This window comes from Allolucifera butyrica (genome assembly GCF_900476375.1).
GTDB classification, from domain to species: Bacteria; Bacillota; Negativicutes; order Sporomusales; family UPPP01; genus Lucifera; species Lucifera butyrica.
In genome coordinates, this window is record NZ_UPPP01000134.1 from 122257 (window position 1) to 142427 (window position 20171).

At 50.1% G+C, this 20171-nt stretch carries 19 protein-coding genes; 13 read left to right on the forward strand and 6 right to left on the reverse strand.

The window, feature by feature from the left end:
• The first annotated feature begins 8 nt into the window (after window positions 1–8).
• Window positions 9–464, forward strand: a complete 456-nt coding sequence (locus LUCIF_RS25635) for a GNAT family N-acetyltransferase (protein ID WP_122630731.1) — start codon at window positions 9–11, stop codon at window positions 462–464.
• A gap of 27 nt (window positions 465–491) precedes the next feature.
• On the opposite strand, the gene LUCIF_RS25640 is transcribed toward LUCIF_RS25635, so the two are convergent.
• Entirely contained in the window at window positions 492–953 is a 462-nt protein-coding gene (locus tag LUCIF_RS25640; protein ID WP_122630732.1) for a hypothetical protein, read from the reverse strand.
• Window positions 954–1146: 193 nt separating this feature from the next.
• Here LUCIF_RS25640 and LUCIF_RS25645 point away from each other — a divergent pair, with 193 nt between their 5' ends.
• Window positions 1147–2244: a glycosyltransferase family 9 protein gene (locus LUCIF_RS25645; protein ID WP_122630733.1), complete on the forward strand. Its 1098-nt coding sequence runs from the start codon at window positions 1147–1149 to the stop codon at window positions 2242–2244.
• Between the two features lie 43 nt (window positions 2245–2287).
• Here the strand turns inward: LUCIF_RS25645 and LUCIF_RS25650 are convergent, their stop codons facing one another.
• The 3 genes from LUCIF_RS25650 to LUCIF_RS25660 all read right to left on the reverse strand — a co-directional run bounded on the left by LUCIF_RS25650 (window position 2288) and on the right by LUCIF_RS25660 (window position 5322).
• Window positions 2288–3856 (reverse strand): DHA2 family efflux MFS transporter permease subunit, encoded by a 1569-nt coding sequence (locus tag LUCIF_RS25650; protein WP_122630734.1) that lies wholly within the window; start codon window positions 3854–3856, stop codon window positions 2288–2290.
• 69 nt (window positions 3857–3925) lie between these two features.
• Window positions 3926–4948: an HlyD family secretion protein gene (locus tag LUCIF_RS25655; RefSeq protein ID WP_122630735.1), complete on the reverse strand. Its 1023-nt coding sequence runs from the start codon at window positions 4946–4948 to the stop codon at window positions 3926–3928.
• Window positions 4945–5322: a PadR family transcriptional regulator gene (locus LUCIF_RS25660; RefSeq protein ID WP_122630736.1), complete on the reverse strand. Its 378-nt coding sequence runs from the start codon at window positions 5320–5322 to the stop codon at window positions 4945–4947. Before LUCIF_RS25660 ends, LUCIF_RS25655 begins: the two co-directional genes overlap by 4 nt.
• 182 nt (window positions 5323–5504) lie before the next feature.
• Here LUCIF_RS25660 and LUCIF_RS27135 point away from each other — a divergent pair, with 182 nt between their 5' ends.
• From LUCIF_RS27135 to LUCIF_RS25675, 4 genes are all read left to right on the forward strand, one after another.
• Window positions 5505–5639 carry a hypothetical protein gene (locus LUCIF_RS27135; protein ID WP_279386994.1) on the forward strand — a complete coding sequence of 45 codons (135 nt, stop codon included), beginning with the start codon at window positions 5505–5507 and terminating at the stop codon, window positions 5637–5639.
• Window positions 5640–5759: 120 nt separating this feature from the next.
• A complete protein-coding gene (locus tag LUCIF_RS25665; RefSeq protein WP_122630737.1) occupies window positions 5760–6704 on the forward strand; it encodes an AEC family transporter in 945 nt (314 codons plus the stop codon).
• 136 nt (window positions 6705–6840) lie between these two features.
• A complete protein-coding gene (locus tag LUCIF_RS25670; RefSeq protein WP_122630738.1) occupies window positions 6841–7500 on the forward strand; it encodes a hypothetical protein in 660 nt (219 codons plus the stop codon).
• Window positions 7501–7650: 150 nt separating this feature from the next.
• Entirely contained in the window at window positions 7651–8973 is a 1323-nt protein-coding gene (locus tag LUCIF_RS25675; RefSeq protein WP_122630739.1) for a DNA recombination protein RmuC, read from the forward strand.
• A 58-nt stretch (window positions 8974–9031) separates the two neighbouring features.
• Here the strand turns inward: LUCIF_RS25675 and LUCIF_RS25680 are convergent, their stop codons facing one another.
• Together LUCIF_RS25680 and aroH are read right to left on the reverse strand one after the other, a co-directional pair.
• Entirely contained in the window at window positions 9032–9718 is a 687-nt protein-coding gene (locus tag LUCIF_RS25680) for an N-acetylmuramoyl-L-alanine amidase family protein (RefSeq protein ID WP_122630740.1), read from the reverse strand.
• Window positions 9719–9834: 116 nt separating this feature from the next.
• Window positions 9835–10203, reverse strand: coding sequence for a chorismate mutase (aroH, locus tag LUCIF_RS25685; protein WP_122630741.1), 369 nt, complete (start codon window positions 10201–10203; stop codon window positions 9835–9837).
• A gap of 242 nt (window positions 10204–10445) precedes the next feature.
• Between aroH and LUCIF_RS25690 the strand changes: the two genes are divergently transcribed.
• The 7 genes from LUCIF_RS25690 (at window position 10446) to LUCIF_RS25720 (ending at window position 20148) form a co-directional block, all read left to right on the forward strand.
• On the forward strand, window positions 10446–11609 hold the full coding sequence (locus LUCIF_RS25690) for a type III PLP-dependent enzyme (RefSeq protein WP_122630742.1): 1164 nt from the start codon (window positions 10446–10448) through the stop codon (window positions 11607–11609).
• 277 nt (window positions 11610–11886) lie between these two features.
• Window positions 11887–12762: a Flp pilus assembly protein CpaB gene (cpaB, locus tag LUCIF_RS25695; RefSeq protein WP_122630743.1), complete on the forward strand. Its 876-nt coding sequence runs from the start codon at window positions 11887–11889 to the stop codon at window positions 12760–12762.
• Window positions 12763–12837: 75 nt separating this feature from the next.
• Entirely contained in the window at window positions 12838–14121 is a 1284-nt protein-coding gene (locus LUCIF_RS25700; protein ID WP_122630744.1) for a type II and III secretion system protein family protein, read from the forward strand.
• Window positions 14087–15292: a CpaE/TadZ family protein gene (locus tag LUCIF_RS25705; protein ID WP_122630745.1), complete on the forward strand. Its 1206-nt coding sequence runs from the start codon at window positions 14087–14089 to the stop codon at window positions 15290–15292. Before LUCIF_RS25700 ends, LUCIF_RS25705 begins: the two co-directional genes overlap by 35 nt.
• A 49-nt stretch (window positions 15293–15341) precedes the next feature.
• A complete protein-coding gene (locus LUCIF_RS25710) occupies window positions 15342–16475 on the forward strand; it encodes a sensor histidine kinase (protein ID WP_122630746.1) in 1134 nt (377 codons plus the stop codon).
• A gap of 163 nt (window positions 16476–16638) precedes the next feature.
• Window positions 16639–17859 carry an ankyrin repeat domain-containing protein gene (locus LUCIF_RS25715; RefSeq protein WP_165866175.1) on the forward strand — a complete coding sequence of 407 codons (1221 nt, stop codon included), beginning with the start codon at window positions 16639–16641 and terminating at the stop codon, window positions 17857–17859.
• Window positions 17860–18441: 582 nt separating this feature from the next.
• Window positions 18442–20148 carry a ShlB/FhaC/HecB family hemolysin secretion/activation protein gene (locus LUCIF_RS25720; RefSeq protein ID WP_207858504.1) on the forward strand — a complete coding sequence of 569 codons (1707 nt, stop codon included), beginning with the start codon at window positions 18442–18444 and terminating at the stop codon, window positions 20146–20148.
• Window positions 20149–20171: the final 23 nt, after the last annotated feature.

Sequence of the window (20171 nt, forward strand, 5' to 3'; positions counted from 1 at the left end):
AGGAGAGCATGCTAATTCCCACTATATGGCACCGGGACGGTTTTATGATATCAACCGATAAAAGACTTTTGGATGAAACGGTGATTCACCGTTTCCTGAGCGAGGAATCCTACTGGGCCAAAGGGATTAAGCCGGAAACGGTGCATAAAAGCATTGAAAACTCTGTTTTTTGTTTTGGGGTATATACCGGGAATTTTACCGGTGGAGAAAGGGGCCGGCAAGTGGGTTTTGCCCGGATGATTTCCGATCTGACCCGGGTTGCCTATTTGGCCGATGTATTTATTCTGCCTCCTTTTCGAGGCCGGGGACTCGGCAAATGGCTGGTGGAAACCATTATGCAGCATCCTGCGTTCAGCGAAGTCGGCCGTTTTTTACTGGTGACGCGGGATGCGCAGGAACTCTACGCGCAGTATGGCTTCCGGCCACTGGATAAACCGGAAGAATTTATGGGTTTGGTAAGATAAAAAAAGACCGCGTAGCGGTCTTTCCTGCTAATTGAAAGTGCCCCAGATCATTTTAGGCTCGGTAAAATCAGGCGGCGCGATCCCTATGTTTTCTGTTTGTCCGTTATTGCGTACCTGCAGGCTGATGGTTCCCAGTTTAATATCATCCTTGTCGAATACGGAAACCTGAATATTGACCAAGGCATCTTTATCAGCGGGAATGGACGTTTGACCTCCTATTTTTCCCTTGGCGACAATGATTTCGCTGTTTTCTTTCCGGTCTATATTGCTGGTGCTCCAGGTTAGCTTAACAACGGCCGGTTTGCCTAAGTCCGTGTTTTTGGTTAAAAAGGTATAGTTCCAGAAAACGTTAGGCTGGTCGATGGTGACTTTTACGTTGAGGGGCACTTTTTCCGGGGCCGGACTGGCGGCGGATACGGGGCTAACGGCAGCGGTTACCGTCAGAATGGAAAAGATAACAGCTAAAATCCACGGAGCAAATTTTCTCATGATTGATACCTCCATTTTTTCTACTAGTACTATTGTATCACAATATGTAAGCTGTTTGCAGGTTTCTCCTGAGCCTTGCGCTATGAGCCGAAAGACCGCGTTAGCGGTCTTCTATGTATAAAGAATCAAAAAGGCGAGCATGCTCCATAAATAAAGGGTCCAAAAGTGACAAGGGGAGGATGAAGCATGGAGCATGAAGCGCATATTGATCATTCGTTTGAGTTCCATTGGCGATGTGATACATGCGACGCCCGTAGCCAGTTCGTTAAAAGCGGCTTGGCCGGATTGCCATATTACCTGGCTGGTCGGTGAGGTTTGCGCCCCTCTTTTACAACATAACCCGGCAATTGACGAGATGATTGTCTGGCCGCGGGAGCATTTTGACGCCGCCTTGCGCCGCGGCAATCTCCCCAGAGCCTGGAGGGTATGGCAGGGGCTGAAAAGAAAGCTGGCATCCCGGCAATTTGATATTGTACTTGATATTCACGGTTTATTGCTTACCGGTTTGATCACCCGGACCGTAAAAGCACGGCGTAAAATTGGCCTGAGCACGGCGGGAGAAGGAAATCCGTACTTTATGACGGAAACGGCGGCGCCGCGGGGAGGTCATATTATCGATAAGTATTTGGGAGTGTTGGCTGCCCTTGGCATTTCCGGCGTAAAACGCCCAATGACCTTGATTGTGCCGGAGGCGGCCAGACGGTTTGCCGGACAGTTCTTGCGTCAGGAGGGCGTGCTGCGTCAGGATAAGGTGGTTATTCTCATTCCGGGAACAACCTGGCCGTCCAAAAATTGGCCGGTGCCATACTTTGCAGCGGTAGCCCGGGCGTTAGCCGGCGATCTTAGAGTGGTTCTATGCGGCGGTAAGCAGGAGTTTGCCTTGAGCCGGATGATTGCGGCTCAGGCCGGTGTTGCGCTAATCAATGCAACGGGCCGGACCGGCCTGTTGGAAATGGCGGCGCTGCTCGAACGAGCCGCTGTTGTTGTCAGCGGCGACACAGGCCCGCTGCATATGGCCGCGGCACTTGGCATCCCCACGGTAGCCGTATTCGGTCCGACCGATCCGGCAGTCTATGGGCCGGAGGGAAATAAACATGTCCGGTTGTCGGCCAGACTGCCCTGTTCCCTTTGTCATAAACGGCGCTGTCCCAAGAATACCATGCATTGTATGAGCTCCGTTCAGCCAATAACTGTAATTCAGGCGGTTTACCGCCTGCTGGAAGTAACGCCGGCAGGCATGGCAAATAACCCGGCGGGCCGGCGTTACGGCATGAAACGTATAGGTATGTAGGATGGCTGGAGTGGGAGCAGTCTCCTGCTGAGACCACTCCGGTTTATTTACGGTTGAGAGCAGCAGGCCGGGTTTTAATCAACAGAGCCATTAGACCGCCGCAGAAACTGAGAAGGGCCATGGCGTGAAATACATCCTGAAACGATAGCACGGTAACGTGTTTCTCAACCAATTTGGCCAAAACCAGTTTAAAGGCGGCGTACTGGGAGGGAAGAAAGCCCTGCCCGGTTACCCAGCCATGCGTGGCTTCGCTGATATCAGCCAGATCCATCCCCTGATTGCTCCATAAAGTCTGTAGCAGATGAAAGATTTCCTGCGGTGATTTTACGGCGGCATTGATATGTTCCACCGTAATATAGCGATGAAAGACTTCCCGGTTGCTCAACAAAGTTTCTACCAGAACGGCGCCGACGCTGCCGCCGATAATCTTGGCCAGGTTAAATACGCCCGAACCAACGCCGACTTTATCATGCGGTAAAGAAGCAATGGCGCAGTTCGTCAGGGGTGACATGGTAAATCCCAGTCCGATGCCAAATACTACCAGGCGGTAGAAGAAGTCATAAGGGCCAAAATCGGCGGTGATTGACTGAAAGGAATAAAGCGACAGGGTAATCAGGCAAATTCCCAGAAAAGCTGGAATCCGGGAGCCGATGCGGTCTGAAATCCAGCCGCCGATGGGGGCGAACAGCACCATCGTAATTGTATAAGGGAGGAGCATGAGACCTGCCGTAATGGAATTGTAATTCAGAATGGACTTGAGAAAAAAGGGCAGTAGAAACAAACAGCCATACATGGCGACAAATGTGATAAAACCAACAACATTGGCGGCGGTAAAATTTAAATTTTTAAACAGGGTAAGGTCAACCATAGGGTGGTCAACGCGCAGTTCGGCTACCAGAAAAAAGATAAACGAGGCAAAGGACAAGTAAAATAACAACGTAATATAAAGGGAGGTCCAGCCTTCTTTTTGTCCCTGGTTTAAAGCGATCAACATGGCGGCAATGCTGGTAGTCAGAAGAACTGCCCCGAGATAATCGACTTGCGCCTCCGAATTGCGTTCAAAGGAGGGGATTACGAGAAAAGCAAATAAAATGCTTAAAATAGCGACCGGTATAATGGAAAAGAAAATGGACTGCCAATTGAACATTTCAATAAAATAACCGCCGACTGTTGGCCCTAAAGCGCTGCCGCCGGCAGCCATAGCGCTCCAGAAACCGAGCGCCTGGCCCCGCTCATGCGGTTCGAAAGTACGGGCCACGATTGTCATGGCGTTTGGCAGCAGCATACCCGCGCCCAATCCCTGAATGACCCGGAAGATCAGCATGGCGGTAGAACTGGTAGCCATACCGCACAGAATGGAAGCAATGGTGAAAACCACCATTCCGGACAGGTACATGGTTTTTACGCCTAATTGGTCGCCCAGTTTGCCGGTCAGGGGCAGGGTGGAACCGTAGGGCAGCATATAGCTTAGGGAGACCCACACGACGGAATCCATATTAAAATTTAAGGAAGCCATGATATTTGGCAGCGCGATATTTACACTGCTGCTGACATAGGCGCTCAATACAGTGCCTAGACAGACCGCGCATAAGACGGCATACTTTTTTAACATCGTTTATCATCCATTTCTTGCTTACTTCATGATAGAGCCTGCTTAAAAAGATGTGGATACCAGGCTCGGTTAGCGAATGTGAATCTCAACGATAACAGACATGCCGGGTTTCAGCACGCCATTTTCTTCCGGCGAAGCTATAATTTTAACCGGCAGACGCTGGGTTACTTTGGTGAAATTGCCGGCAGCGTTGTCGGCGGGAAGCAAAGCGTATTCGGATCCCGTCGCCGGCCCCACTTCCAGCACTTTGCCTTTAAATGTTTTGCCGGGATAGGCGTCGACAGTGAAATCCACCGGCTGGCCGGCTTTGACTTTGCCGACATAGGTTTCTTCAATATCGGCCTCCACCCAGACGTCGGACAGATTGGCAAGGCTGAATATAGGCTGGCCGGCAACGACAATTTCGCCTTCTTCCACTGATTTTAGACCAATCACGCCATCTACCGGCGCTTTAATGTCCGTATTATCCAACTGCAACTGGTCGTTTTTTACAGCGGCTTCGGCCTGTTCGACCTGCGCTTCGGCGGCACTGATATCTTCCGTCCGGGGTCCCTCCACGGACAGGCTGTAGGACTGGCGGGCGGAGTCATATTGCGCTTTGGCTACGGACAGGGCCGTCGCCAGACTGTCCCGCTGCTGGCTGGAGATGGCGCCATCCCGGTAGAGAGCCAGACCCCGTTCATAATTTTTTTGCGCATTTTCGTAATCCGCTTTCATTTGGGTGACGGAAGCCTGAGCTTGCCCGATTTCCTGCGGACGGTTGCCGGCTTTCAATTTAGCAAGATTGGCCTTGGCGGCTGCCAGTGCTGCCTTGGCATTTTCCAACTGGACTTCATAATCGCTTTTCTCCAGTTGGGCCAGAATCTGACCGGCCTTAACCGGATCGCCTTCCTTAACGAATACTTTTGCCATCCGGCCCATTTCTTTGGGACTAATTGCCACAATGGTACCCTTTACCCGGGCGTCGTCGGTGGAGACGATACGGCTGGCCCGGTACCACCACCAGATGCCGCCGGCTATAAAAACAAGCAGGACCAAGGAAATGATCAAAAATGTGGCTTTTTTAGATAATTTAGGTTTGGTTTCACTCATTCTGGTTCGCCTCCGTCAGCTTCTAGCAAGTCTTTGCGTAAAATATTCATAGTATGTTGGACCTGGTTGAAACGATTCGTGACACGTTCCTGTAAGGATGGAATATGTTCGATTCCCGCTTCGGTTATACTGTAAGCCCGTTTGCTGCGTTTGCTGGGATGCTCCCAATGACCGGTAATATAGCCGCGCTCTTCCAGAATCCGCAGCAGCGGATACAAGGCATTGGGATTGGGGATAATAGTCGACAGGCTGCGGCGCTTCACTTCCTCGGCCAGTTTATTGCCGTGCATGGGACCTTCGGCCTGCAAAATTTTCAAGATATACAAGGCGAGGATAATTTTCATCCAGGTACGGTGGTCGGTATCCTGATTCATTGCCAACACTTCCTTATATTGTTATTAACATTAATAATGATAACGATAATAACAATGATAATCGTTTATACTGCCGGCAAGCAATCGGCGTGAAAGGGTGGTGCCTGTGACAAACTCAAATAATCTCCCGTTTTTATCAATTTACGTGGTTTTTCGCTTATATAATTAAAAGAGGTGTTAACGTGAAAGTAGAATTTACTTGTCCGGAATGCAGGCATAATTTCAGGCTGATATGGAACTATGGGGAGGACCTGGTCTGTCCGGTTTGCCGCGCCTCCTTTCCGGCCGGGACCATCGGGCCTATGGTTCCGGGATGACAGAGATGCCGCGTCCCGCGGATTTCCGGTAGCCGAAATTCACTTTTGCTGTTATACTGATAGTTATATTATAGAAAGATCCGGCCGCTCCGGCCGGGTAGCGGATAGGAAGTTCGGCTTATGGATGTAAAAATAAAAATATTGTATTTTGCTTTTGACTTGCTTGTGCCGTTACTGCTCGGTTATTGTTGCCGCCGCCGTCACTGGTTTCACGAACAGGTATTTGACCGCATGATTACCGTGAACATTCTGCTGATTACCCCGGTTCTTGCCCTTCTGAGCTTTTGGGTTCTTAAACCGGACTGGCAGTTAGTTTGGCTGCCTGTCCTAGGAGTCGGCGTCAGTATTATACCAGGAATCATTGCCTATCGCACATCCCGGCGGAAATACGGCAGTGAGCTTGACCGGGGAAGCTATTTGCTGTCGGCCATGCTGTCCAATATGGGGACGCTGGGAGGATTGTGCGCGTTTTTTTTGTTTGGGGAAACCGGCTATGCTTATACCCAGCTGATGACTATGTTTTTTAATGTGGTCGTATTCGCCTTCTGCTTTCCTCTGGCCCAGTATTGTTACATGAAAGAACAAAAAGAAGGCAGTCTGAAACTGTCGCTGGCCGCCATTGTCTGGAACCGGAACCAACTGCCGGTGGTGGGGCTGGCGGCCGGACTGACACTTTTGTTTCTCGGCTGGCCCCGGCCGGCTGTCCTGGGAGCCGCTTTTGATCCACTGGTGCATATTAGTGCCTGGACCCAGTTAATCCCTGTGGGATATGCCATTAATTTCAGTGAGATGCGTAAATATTACCGGGGAATTTTAGACCTCATTCCGATTAAATTTGTGGTGACACCGGTTATCATTTATGCCCTGGCCCGGCCAATTATCAAAGATACTACAGTTCTATATACGGCATTGGTGTTAGCGAGTACGCCGCCGGCGATCAATTCGGTAGTGACCGCTAAAATTCATCATCTAAATGTAAATATTGCAATGGCTGCTTTCATCTTATTAACAGCATTGTTTTTGACCGTCATTTATCCGCTGTTTTTTTGGTATCTGGCGGTATAGTTATATTTACCAAAGAGGAGTTGGTCTTGCCGGCGTGGAATAATGCTTTATGTAAACAAAGGTAGTTCCGTAACTTTTTTCTCCCCTAAGAAATTGTTCGTTCCTTTTAACCGGCTTCATTTGGAGGTAATTTACGGTGAAAAAAGCGGTGACAGGTGCAGTGGTGCTGCTGCTCTTGTTCCAAATTAGCTATGCAGCGCCTCAGGTCGGAGTAAAAGACGAGCAGATCAGTGTTGATTACGGCCGGGTTTGGTTCCAAAATGAGCCGTCGCCGCCGGCCCCGCCGGGTGCATCCTATACGGCAGGAGAATACGACGGCCGGTATGCTTTTACATATGGGATGCCCGACAATTATGCCATATATGTGGGACCCGGATTGATAAGGCCGGTTATCTATCCTACGAATGGGAATACCTTGGATGTTCATATTCAAAAGAGGGTGGATGAAAATTGGGCCGCCTTTGCCGGCGTAAAACGCTTCAGCGGTTCCTGGGTGGTCGCGGAACCGGCGGCAGCCGATAATGGGGCAATCAATAAGCTGGAGGTGGGCGTTATCGGTCAGAACCGCATTAGCGACCACGTGGCAGCCTATGCCAAAGTCGGTTTTACCGGCGATAACCTGGAGTATAGGACCGGAGTGACCTATTATATTCGTGACATTCATGTCGATCTGGGGTATTATTATCAGCAGCTTTCCCATGATAGCAGCAGTACGCCGTTGTCTGCCAACAGTTCCGGGGACGGCGCCGGCCAGATTTCCCAGGGAATTTATCTGGGAGCCAATTATAGATTTTAGCCGACAGACTTCTGCCGCCATCGGTTGGGCAGAAGTTTTTTTGTGGGTACTTTCCTTCCATTTAAAGACCCATTGGGTCTTTCTTATAGGAAAATGCGTATGGTTTGAAGAATAGGTAAAGTAAATTAGGGATTCGTCAGGAGGTTTCTTGTGGAGTATCTGTTATTGTTGCTTTTAGGATTCATAATTGTTATTACCGGAATACTATTTGTTATCCTTCGGCGCTGTGACGTCAGACGAGAATTTGGCCAACTGGAAAGAAACCAGGAACGGCTGGAACGGCTGTTGTTGGAACAGAATTCTTTATTGCGTTCTGAAGTTCAGACGACGGTTAAAACGTTACGGGAAGAAGTTCATACTACCCTCAATCAGATGAATGAGGCGGTACTGCGGCGTTTGTTCGAAAATAGCAGCACCCAGTTAAAGCAGTTGGAAGCATTTGCCGCCCAGTTACAGGCTTTAACGCGGTTGAATGAGGAGAAATTGGAAAAAATGCGGGAGTCCATGGGGAGCCAACTAAAAGCGCTGCAGGAGGACAATGGCCGGAAGCTGGAAGAAATGCGGGCGACGGTGGATGAAAAACTGCACGCTACTTTGGAAAAACGTCTGGGCGAATCGTTTAAACTGGTGAGTGACCGTTTGGAGCAGGTACACAAAGGGCTGGGCGAGATGCAGACGCTGGCTTCGGGAGTAGGAGACCTCAAGCGGGTGCTGACCAATGTGAAAGTGCGGGGCATTTGGGGGGAAGTTCATCTCAAAGGGTTGCTGGAACAAATTTTGACCCCGGACCAGTATGCCGAGAATATTACTACTAAGCCGGGCAGTAACGACCGGGTGGAATTCGCCGTAAAGCTTCCCGGCCGGGATCAGGAGGGAACTTGCGTCTGGCTGCCGGTGGATGCTAAGTTTCCACAGGAGGACTATCAACGGTTGCTGGACGCGCAGGAGCAGGCGAACCCGGTTTTGGCGGAAGAAGCAGCCAGGGCGCTGGAGACCCGGATTAAACAGGAAGCCAGGTCGATTGCGGAAAAGTATATCAGTCCGCCGGCAACTACCGAATTTGGCCTTTTATTTCTGCCTATCGAGGGCTTGTACGCGGAAGTGCTTCGCCGCCCCGGTCTATATGACACGTTGTTGCGGGATTATAAAGTGGTAGTGTCGGGGCCGACTACGCTGGCTGCTTTTTTGAGCAGCTTGCAGATGGGATTCCGGACGCTGGCGGTGGAGAAGCGCAGTTCCGAGGTTTGGACATTGTTAGGGGCCGTGAAAACGGAATTCGGCAAGTTCGGCACACTACTGGACCAGACTCATAAAAAACTGCAGGCCGCCAGTAATTCAATCGATCTGGCTGCACGCAAGACACGCACCATTGAAAGAAGACTCAGGACTGTGCAGGAACTGCCGGCAGAGGATGCCGGGCAACTCCTGGCTGATGTGGTATCCATGGAGCAGGATGAAGCAGAAACGGAATAAATAAGAAAAAAGGGGCTGGCCTACTATATTTAGGTCAGCCTCTTTTGGGGAGGGAGGTTTATAAAGATTGGTAAAAACTGCAGATCCCTTTAACAATGGCTTCAACCAGCCGGGCGCGGTATTCCGGGGATTGCAGGAGATTTCGTTCCGCCGCATGCGTGATATAGCCGACTTCAATTAAAGCAGCCGGCACGGTATTCCGGCGAAGAACGAAATAATTGCCGGGAGCTTCTTTTTCCGAGGCAACCGTTACCTTCTTAAGTTCTTCCTGGATCGAATGAGCCAGGGCTTTGCCGGAGGCCGACTTGGGATTATAATACGTATCCACGCCCTGCCGCCGGGTGTCGGGACTGGCATTGGCATGAATGCTGATGAAAAGATCGGCAGCCGATTCGGTTACCATTTCCAGACGGGCTGCCAGATCCCGGCGGTAACGTCCCTTGACGCGGGGATTATCACATTGTCCGCTCAGCTCCATGTCCTGGTCGCGCGATAATACGACGTTTGCTCCCTGCCGCTGCAGGGCTTCTTTCAAGGCGAGTGCAAAGGCAAGATTGATGTTCTTTTCCTGAATGCCGGACTGATTGGCGCCCGAATCGACACCGCCATGCCCGGCATCAACCAGAATCAGTTTGCCGGACAGCGGCTGGCTGGCAAGGGTAGAATAGGCAGCAAACAGCCCCAGCAGCAAAACCGGCAGCAAGCCAAAAACAAGACGCCGTTTAGGAACATACAGAACGGTCAAGACGCTCACTCCGTGTAGTCGTTGTTTTTCCGACAGTGGCTGGTGCGGGGGGGAACCTACTTATATATACAATGACGGTGCTGAATGTATGTTAGGGAAAAGAAAATATTTTTTGATCAAAGTGTTTCCTGAGCCATATCCGGCCGTAAGACTGCCGCTCCGTACAGATAGAGATGTTGAATGTCCTGCTGGCTTTTTTCGCAGTTCCAAAGTATAAGCACCCGGATGCAACGGGCTACCCCGGACGGATTCTCAATTTCCTGGGTGCCGAAGAGGGGAACGCTGGACCAGCCAAGCTTCCGGGCCGCAGCCGCCGGAAAGGCGGCATTCAGGTCGGGAGTTGAGCTGAAAATGACCGCGCCGATCTCCTCGGTGCGGATTTTATTTGCAGTTACCAGAGCTGCCAACAGCTCGGCTGTGTTTGTCATAATTTCCTGCTGATTATTGGTTTCTACGGTGGTTGCGCCTCGTACGCCACGCAGCATGGCAGATCATCCTTTCTATCCCACTTTTCGTATAAGTTCAGGGTGCAAAATGTGGGCTCTGTTGTCAATTTTGTATAAGTTCTGACCGTTACTTCTAAAATCCTGCCTGATCGCTAAACTTAACCATCCGGCGGCTTGACAAGTTTTTTTCTGTTTCCTGTATTTTTTTATTGCACTCTGGGCTGATTGTGATAAACTTATATCGTGCTTTTAACGAGACAGGCAAAGGATAGGAGATGGATATGAAAACCTTTTTTCGATTGACGGAAAATGCAGTTGCCTCGCTGGCGGAAAAATTTGGCACGCCGCTTTTGGTGTTGTCCGTGGAACAGATCCGGCAAAACTATACTTTCTTGCTGGAACATCTGCCCGGCGTTAAGATATATTACGCGGTAAAAGCCAATCCGGACGAGAATATTATCAAAACGCTCCATAGCATGGGGTCCTGTTTTGATGTGGCCTCGGACGGCGAAATGCAGGCGTTGACTTCGCTGGGTATTGAGACGGATTCCATGGTGTATGCCAATCCGGTAAAAACGCCTGCGGGATTGCGGGTGGCCCGGGAATTGGGGGTTCACAAGTTTACTTTCGACAGCGAGAGTGAAGTTTATAAAATGGCGCAGGCGGTACCCGGCGGTTCCGTACTTCTCCGGGTGCGGGTAGACAATCCGCAGGCTCTTGTCGACCTAAATAAGAAATTTGGGGCTCATCCCGAAGATGCCCTGCCGCTGTTGCGTCTTGCCAGAGAGCAAGGCCTTCAGGTAGCCGGACTGTGTTTTCATGTTGGCAGTCAGTCGATCAGCGCTAAAGCCTATCTCGACGCGCTTAAGTTATGCCGCCAGATATTTGATGCGGCCGCGGCCGAAGGATTTGATTTGCGGATTTTGGATATTGGCGGCGGGTTTCCGATTCCGGCCATCCACGAAAATACGGATATTGTGGCGATGCTGGATTCCATCGCGGCAGGTCTTAGCCAATGGTTTCCTGCAACGGAGATATGGGCTGAGCCGGGCCGCTTTATCTGCGGAACGGCTGTCAACCTGATCACCCGGGTCATCGGTATCCAGCAGCGCAATAATCAACAATGGTACTTCTTGGATGATGGTGTATATGGGACATTTTCCGGGGTTATTTTCGACCACTGGGATTTTGAACTGGAAACCTTCAAGTCCGGCATGCTCATTCCAGCCACGTTTGCCGGTCCCAGCTGCGATTCGCTGGATATTATTTTCAAAGATAAGATGACGGTGCCGCTGGAACTGAATGATGTGATTCTGGTTCCCAACTGCGGGGCGTATACCTCGGCATCGGCAACCGTATTTAACGGTTTTGCCAAGACACCGGTTGTCGTATGGGAAGAAATACAATTTCAGACAGTGGAAATGGAACTGGCTACTGCCGGCTAAGGGCTTCGAAAAAAGACGCTTTGTGGCGTCTTTTTTATTTTGTCTTTACTGGGACAAAAGGATCCTTCTGCCTGGAAGGCAAAAAGGCTATCATTGCCTTTGGACGGGTTCTTTGGCGCCCTGAGCCCTGCGCCCGAGCTGAAATAATTTTCCTAGGGCTTTGGTCCTGAAAAAAACAAGACTTCAGGCATACGAATTTAAGGCTGCAGTCTGATGAGATTATTGTCCCGGTAGTTTACAATTAAAGTAAGCCTTAATCGCAACGGGAGGGATCATTTTGGCGAAGCTGTCAAATAAAGGACTATTGGGAATGGCGTTGCTTTTAAGTTTGGCAACATCCGTACTGGTATACCACTATTTAAAAACGGTCTCAACGGTTCCGCAGCAAAAAGAGGTGAGCGTTGTTGTGGCCCGGGCCGACATTCCACCGCGGACCCGGATTCAGGCCGGCATGGTAAAAGAAGTCCGGGTACCGGAACAGTTTGTGGAGCCCAATGCCGTTCATGAGCTTGCCAAAGTGGTCGGCGTTGTAGCACGGGAGCAAATTATGGCCGGAGAGCAGATTACGGAGCGCCGCCTGGTAATAGCCGGCAAACCGGCCGACTTTACCGGTATGATTCCCTCCGACGAGCGGGCGGTTACGGTGGCAGTGACGGAAGTAACCGGCGTAGCCGGATTCGTCAAGCCGGGAGATTACGTAGATGTGCTGGCAACATTTGATCAGTCTATTGCCGGAGAAAATGTCACGAAAATGATTCTCCAGGATATATTGGTACTGGCAACTAACCATGATGCGCAGGCTTCCCCGGCCAATGTGGCCAATGCCGGCCGGGATAAAAAGGATGCCGGCAAAACTTCCACGGTGACTCTCGCAGTTACACCGGAGCAAGCGGCTCAACTGGCCCTGATGGATGAAAAAGGAAAGATCCGTTTGGCGTTGCGCCCCTTTATACCCAGTACCGGCATCGTGATTGCCAATACGGTGACCCCCCGCGATTTGGTCGGAAATTTCTCACTGCCCGGGCCGAGCAAGACACCGGATAAACCCGCTCCCAAGGCGGAACCGGCTCCGCCGGCAGGAAAAGCTTTGCCGGACGGGCATGGCATTCAAATGATTCGCGGTACAAAAGTGGAAACAGTGACAATAAATTAAGGTCAGTATACGGTTTCAGGAACGCGCTTAAGAGGATGAAGAAGTTTATTTTCAGTCTAGAAAGAAGGAAAGAGTATGAACAAGTACTGCTTTGCCGTTATCCTGGGACTGGTTTTGATTTTGAATATACTGATTAGCCCGGCTGCCGCGGCGGAGGGTAAACTCGTAGTGGCGTTGAATCAGTCCCGGGTGTTGAATTTTGCCGGCGTGGAACGCGTGGCGATTGCCAACCCGGATATTGCCGACGTTATGGTCGTGTCGAGTTCGGAAGTCCTTTTGATCGGTAAAGGCAACGGGGTTACGACGCTGCATGTGTGGGCGGACGGCACGCGGTTCAGTTACCTGGTGGAAGTATCGCCCGATGATGTGCCGCTGGCCAACGAAATTAAAAATATCCTGGGTTATCCTGATATCCGGGTTAGCAAGATCGGTAAGACTGTAATCCTGGAGGGAACGGTCAACGACCAGTATCAAAAAGCCAGGGCTGAAAAAGTGGCGGGAGCTTATGCTGATAAAGTCGTAAATCTGCTGGAACTGACCCGACCGACCCAGATAAAAATTGAAGCGAAAATTATTGAAATTAACCGGGAAAAAATTAAAAATCTGGGGATTCAATGGGGCAATGGCGGTACAAGCAGCGAAGCTTTTTCGCCGGGCGGTTTTTTCCTGGGGCAGAGTGCGGCCAACAGCGTTGTCAGCGGCAATGTATTAGGAGGATTAGGCACTTACAGTGATATTAACGCTCAGCTCAATGCCTTGATTAAGGATAGTTTGGCTAGAGTGCTTTCCCAGCCTAACATAGTGACTCTCAGCGGCGATAAAGCCAGCATTATGGTGGGCGGGCAAATCCCCGTACCTGTCAGCGACCAGAACGGCCAAATTACCGTAGAATGGAAAGATTACGGGATTAAGCTGAATATTGAGCCGGAAGTGAATGCCGAAGGACTGATTCATAGCAAAGTTACGGCGGAAGTCAGCTCCATGGACTGGAACTCACCATATAAAATACCCATTTCCAAAGATTTATCGATTCCGCCGATTAAGATGCGCAAGGCGGAGACCGCCATCGCGTTGTCTTCCGGGCAGACCATGGCAATTGGAGGCCTGATCGCCAGCGATATGACCAAAGATATGTATAAAGTACCGCTGTTGGGTGATTTACCCATATTGGGCCAATTATTTAGAAGCACTTCTTTTGATCGCAATGAAACAGAACTCCTGATTTTGCTGACGCCGACGATCATTGACCCGGCGACTTACGTGCCGCAGGCAACGCAGAAAATGAAGGATTCTTTGACCGCTGATCCGTGGGGAGGGACGAAAAGTGGCGGACAAAATCAAGATACTCATCGCGGATGATGTTGCCCTGACAAGAGAAAATATTGTCAAGCTGATGCAGTTTCACGACAAAATAATGGTGGCGGGACAGGCCGGCACGGCGGAAGAGGCCATTGCCCAGGCCAGGGAAACGGAACCGGACGTGATTTTAATGGATATTAATATGCCGGGCATGGACGGGATTACGGCGACGGAAATATTGGCTACGGAGATGCCGAACATCAGCATTATTATGATGAGTGTGCAGGGGGAGCAGGAATATCTGCGCCGGGCCATGATGGCGGGGGCGAAGAATTATCTTATCAAGCCATTTACCGGCGATGAACTTTTGCAGGCCATTCAGCTTGTGTATCAGAATGAGCAAAAACGGAAGAAAGTATTGGAGCCGCAGTCCGTATCCAGGCAGGGCGAAATTATAACGGTGTGCAGCAGTAAAGGCGGTGTGGGCAAAACAACCATCGCCACCAACCTCGCCGTCGCTTTGGCTGGCAAGACAGGGGCTTCGGTGGGAGTGGTGGATGCGGATCTGCAGTTCGGTGATGTGGCGCTGTTCTTAAATATTTTACCACTGGCGACGATTGCCGATTTGGTAAAGGACGTGGACAATCTTGAGCCGCAGTTGATGGAACGCTATATGACGGCGTACAGTGATCAGGTCAAGGTACTGCCTGCTCCCTTGCGCCCGGAGCAGGCCGAGACAATTACCGGCAGCCATTTGACGGCGATTCTGACGGTTATGAAAGGGCGGTTTGATTATGTTGTCGTGGATACGCCGCCTGTATTTAATGAAGTAATGCTATCCGTATTGGACGAGTCGGACCACATTTTGGTAGTATCGGCTCTGGATCTGCCTACAACCAAGAACGTCAAATTATGCCTGGAAATTCTGGAATCATTGGATTATGCCGGTGATAAACTAAAGTTAGTACTCAACCGGGCTAATTCGGAAGGTGGTATGGAAATCTGGGAAGTGGAAGAAAGCCTGCACTGTAAATTTGCGGCCACCGTGCCCAGTGACGGCAAAATTGTTATGTCTGCCGTTAACCGGGGAGTTCCTTTTGTCATTGGCCATCCGGAGGCGCCGGTTTCCCAAAGTATTTATCAATTGCTGAAAATTGTTACCGGTGGTGAATGGAAGGGGCAGGAGGAAACGAAGGGAATGGTGAATAAAATAAAGCGTTTATTTGCTTGACTCTCTAGCAGCCGGCTCACGGGGGAAAGGAAACAGTGAAGGTGGTCCTATGAAAAATTTTGATGTTAAAATGCTTGATACAATTGTAAAACAGACCATGGAAGCCGTGGAAAAAGGAAAAAACCAGATCTTCGATATTTATGAGGCGGCCCGCCAGGAGATGGAAAATGTAAAGCGAGATGTGGAGCGAGTCAAGCAGGAAACGATAAATATTATTTTTCAGGTGGACGAGCTGGAGAAAAAAGAACGGCGGGCACGGCTGCGACTTATGGAGGTAAGCCGCAATTTCCGGGTTTATTCCGAGGAAGATATTAAGGAGGCTTATGAAGAAGCCAGCCAAATTCAAATGCAGTTGGCCGTGGCCCGGCAACAGGAAATAACCCTGCGGCGGCAGCGGGATGACCTGGAGATCCGGCTGCGTTCATTGAAGAATACGGTGGATAAGGCCGAGGGTCTGGTATCCCACGTGGGAGCCGTATTAGGGTATTTGGGCAATCAGATGGGATCGGTTGTAACTCAGATTGAATCACTGCAGCAAAAGCAAGTGTTCGGTTCCCGGATTATCCGCGCCCAGGAAGAGGAACGGCGGCGGGTGGCCCGGGAAATTCATGACGGTCCTGCCCAGGCCATGGCAAATATTGTTTTTCGGTCCGAAGTGTGTGAACGGCTGATTGACACCGATATGGAACGGGCGAAGCGGGAAATCAAAGATTTGCAGGAACAAGTGCGGTCCTGTTTAAAAGAAGTCCGCAAGATTATTTTTGATTTGCGGCCCATGGCCCTGGATGATCTGGGGCTGGTGCCTACGGTCCGGCGGATCCTGGATACGATTAAGGAACAGGCCGGTATGTTTACCGATTTCAAAGTTCTGGGCCATGAGAAACGGCTGGATTCCTACTTGGAAATCGGGTTATTCCGGATTATTCAGGAGGCGCTGAGCAACGTAGTGAAACATGCCAAGGCAACCCTGGTCAGTGTGCGGATTGAGTTCCGGCATAACGTGATTCTGGTGATTGTGGAAGATAACGGTCAGGGTTTTGACACGGGACGGGAGGAAAAAAACGGAGAGCATTTCGGGCTTATGGGAATCAGTGAACGGATTGAAGGCCTGAATGGGGAAATCAGTATTAAATCGGAACCGGGAAAAGGGACGATAATTTTTGTTAAAGTGCCACTGCAATGATTTTTAACCGCATATGCGGTTTTTTTTATACTTCGTTGACGCGTGTCGGCTTTAGGAATAAAATGGATGTAACTTACCTGCGAATAAAAAATGGTAAGCCTCAACACCAAGAAGGGAAATAGAACGAACAATGAAAATTAGGCTGTTGGCCCGGATAATGCTAGTGTTTACACTGTTTATGACAATGGAATTGACGGCGGCAAACGGAGCGGGTTCCGGCAATTTTATTGATGCGGTGCAAAAAGGTGATATGGCGAAAATACAAATCCTGCTTCAAGCGGGAGCTGACGTCAACCAGCGGGACGAGAGGGAAAAAACTCCCCTGATTATTGCGGTTGAAAATGGGAATCTTCTATTAACCGAAGAACTGATAGCCTGGGGTGCGGACCTAAACGTACCGGATGCCTGGGACAATACTCCGTTACTCATTGCGGCGCGAAAAACGGACAATAATATGCTGCATATACTGTTAAATGCCAAAGCAAATCCTGATTTATCCAATAAAAACAGCATTACGCCTCTGATCGCTTCGGTTCAGAGAGGGAACACCGGAGCCGTTAAAATGCTTTTAGAATACAGGGCCAACATAAATGCCCAGGACAGTTTGGGCCGGACGGCCCTGATGTGGGCTGTCAGTAAGAAAAATGAAGCCCTGGTCCGGTTACTATTGGAAAACGGCGCCGATGCAAGAATCGCCGACAGGGAAAATCAGACCGCACTGACTTTGGCCGAGCAGGAACATTCCGGACCGGAAATTCTTTTGTTATTAAAGGAAGGGCTCCGGAACCGGCCGGCTCAGGCCGTTCGGCCCAATTCCCAACCTGCGGGAGAATATACCGGTCAACGGCGGATCTTTCAGCCTGCTATTGAACCAGGCCGCTTGCTGATCGGTAACCCGAAAGCGCCTGTAACCATTGTAGAATACACGGATCTTCAATGTCCCTACTGTGCAGAGGGAGCCAGGCTCATGAAAGATACTATCGCAGCCTACGGCGACCGGGTGCGGGTAATTGTAAAAAATAATCCGCTGCCTTCCCACCGTCAGGCCATATTGGCGGCGCTTTATTTCGAGGCCATGGTCAAACAAGATCCTGATAAAGCGTTGGCATTTTTGGATTCCGTATTCAGCAAACAGGATGAATTAAAGGAAGGCGAGCCGTTTCTTAAGGCCGTGGCCCTGGTTGACGGAGCGGATCCAGCCGAATTACAACGGGATATTTCTTCGGCGGATATCAAAAATATCGTCGCGGCGGACTTAGCGGAAGCCGGGAAGTTTCATTTTGACGGTGTCCCGGTTTTTCTTGTTAATGGGAGACCTTTATATGGGGTTCCTGCCAGGACTACCTTGTTCCATCTTGTTGATGCGATATTAGCATCCGGTTAAGAATATGTCGCTCTGCTGCCTAAACAGGGATGTCATCGCGAGATGTCCCATGTAGCCCTCGGGTGCACCGACAAGAATGAAAGTGAGTGAGATTGCTTCACTGCGTTCGCAATGACAGACTACGTAACGGTGTCATTGCGAACGCAACGACGTGGAGTGCGGCAATCTTGAGTTTTGCCGATAACCTGACCGTCTCAACTTTGAGACGGTTTTTTTGTTGCGACGGAAAGATATCTTTCAATCCGTTTCAATGTAACGAATCGGCTTTATGAACAAGAAAAACGCCTTTTTGGACAATGTCTGTAGAAATTCAACACAATTCGTGATAAAGATAAAATCAAATGAAATTCAAATATAAAATGGGGTGAGTTGGCTTAAAGAACGCTTCTGCCGGGACTTTGGTCCTAATGCAATTAAGTCTAAGGTCTCAAGAAAGATTACTTAATATGGTATATAATACATCTAAATAAAAAATGAAATTAAAATTAATCAAGTGATAATTATATGTTAAATAATAGTTGCATTTTTAGAATTTAATGATATGATATTTTTTTTATTTCTATTTGTGAAGGAGAAAACATTGTGATTCAGACACAGGAACCAAAACGGTCCCGGCGGTTGTGGAAAGGCGTTTTAGCGCTTTTGCTGCTCTTGCAGATAAACCTGCCGCTTTCTTATGCTGCGCCATCCCCCGCCGATACGGAAGAGCAAAATCGCCGGTCCCGGCAACAGGCTCAGGAACAGCAGCAACGCCGGCAACAAAAGGACATCTTCTTACAGCAGGGGACGAAAGGGTCCGAAGATACCTCCCTGCCGGAAGAAAGCCCCAGCTTTGTGGTCAACACACTGCAGCTTACCGGTGACGGCGCAGACTGCTTCCCTTGGGCGCAAACGATGCTCAACCGGTATAAGGGGCGCAAAATCGGCATACAGGGCATTAACCTTATTGTTAAGCGCCTTACCAACGCCTTTATTGACCGGGGTTATATCACCACTCGCATCGTTGTACCCGAACAAAATCTTAGCGGCGGCACTTTAAAACTGATACTGATTCCGGGCAGGGTCGGCCATATCCGCTTTGCCGACCCAAACGTATGGGGCAACTGGCAAAACGCCTTTCCGGCTCATCCGGGCGATATTTTGAATTTGCGCAATCTCGAACAGGGCCTGGAGCAAATGAAACGCGTTCCCTCACAAGATGTCACTATGCAACTGGTGCCGGGCAAACAGCCGGGAGAAAGTGACGTTGTTATTAATGTAAAACGGGGTAAACCATATCGGTTCGTTTTTTCAATCGACGACTCCGGCCAGACCGAAACCGGTAAGATCCAGATGTCGGAAACCCTGGCGATGGACAACCTGCTTGGTCTGAATGATTTGTTCAACTTCACGAAAAGCGGCGACGGCGACCGGGACGGCGACTTGCACGGCACTCGCGGCGACAGCGTTTATTATTCCTTCCCGTATCAGAATAGTACCTTCAGCTTTACCAGTAGCCGCTACCACTATCACCAGACCGTAGCAACCGCCCAGCCTACCCATCTTTCCGGGGAAAACGACAGTATGGAATTTCATCTTACCCAACTGCTCGACCGCGACCAGGTCAGCAAAACCAACTTAGAATTGGCAATTAGTAAGGGACACATCCGCAGCTTTGTCGAAGATGTTGAACTCGAAAACCAGCGCTATGATACTACGGCGTTTAAAATCGGCCTGTCGCACCGGCATTATTTCGGCCAAACCACGTTGGATTTTGAGCTTGACAACAAACGGGGGGTTCCCTGGTTCGGCGCCCAGTCCGACCCGGAAACGCCGGGCTTGCAGACCACCCGTTACAATATGTGGCTGCTGGACGTCAATCTGACCACACCGGTTCACTTCGGCAGCGCCCAGGGACGGTACAGCCTGTCCTTTCACGGACAATATACCCGTGATTTGCTTTGGGGCACTGATTATATCAGCATCGGCAACCGGTACACGGTACGCGGGTTTGACGGCGAAGAGACCCTATCCGCCGACAGCGGCTGGTATTTGCGCAATGAACTGAGTATTCCGGTCAATTCTTCCGGACTGGAAGCCTATGCCGGCCTGGATTACGGGGAAGTATACGGCAACGGAGCGTTAGACCAAAACCTGCTTGGCCGGATTTTGACCGGGGCGGTGCTGGGAGTGCGGGGCGGCACCCAAAACAGCCACTACGACCTATTTGTCGGCTGGCCGTTGCGCCAGCCCGACGGATTTGTTGCCGCCAACCCGACCTACGGCTTTCAATTCGTTTATCAAATTTAAAAACCAAAAGCGTTTTTTAATGG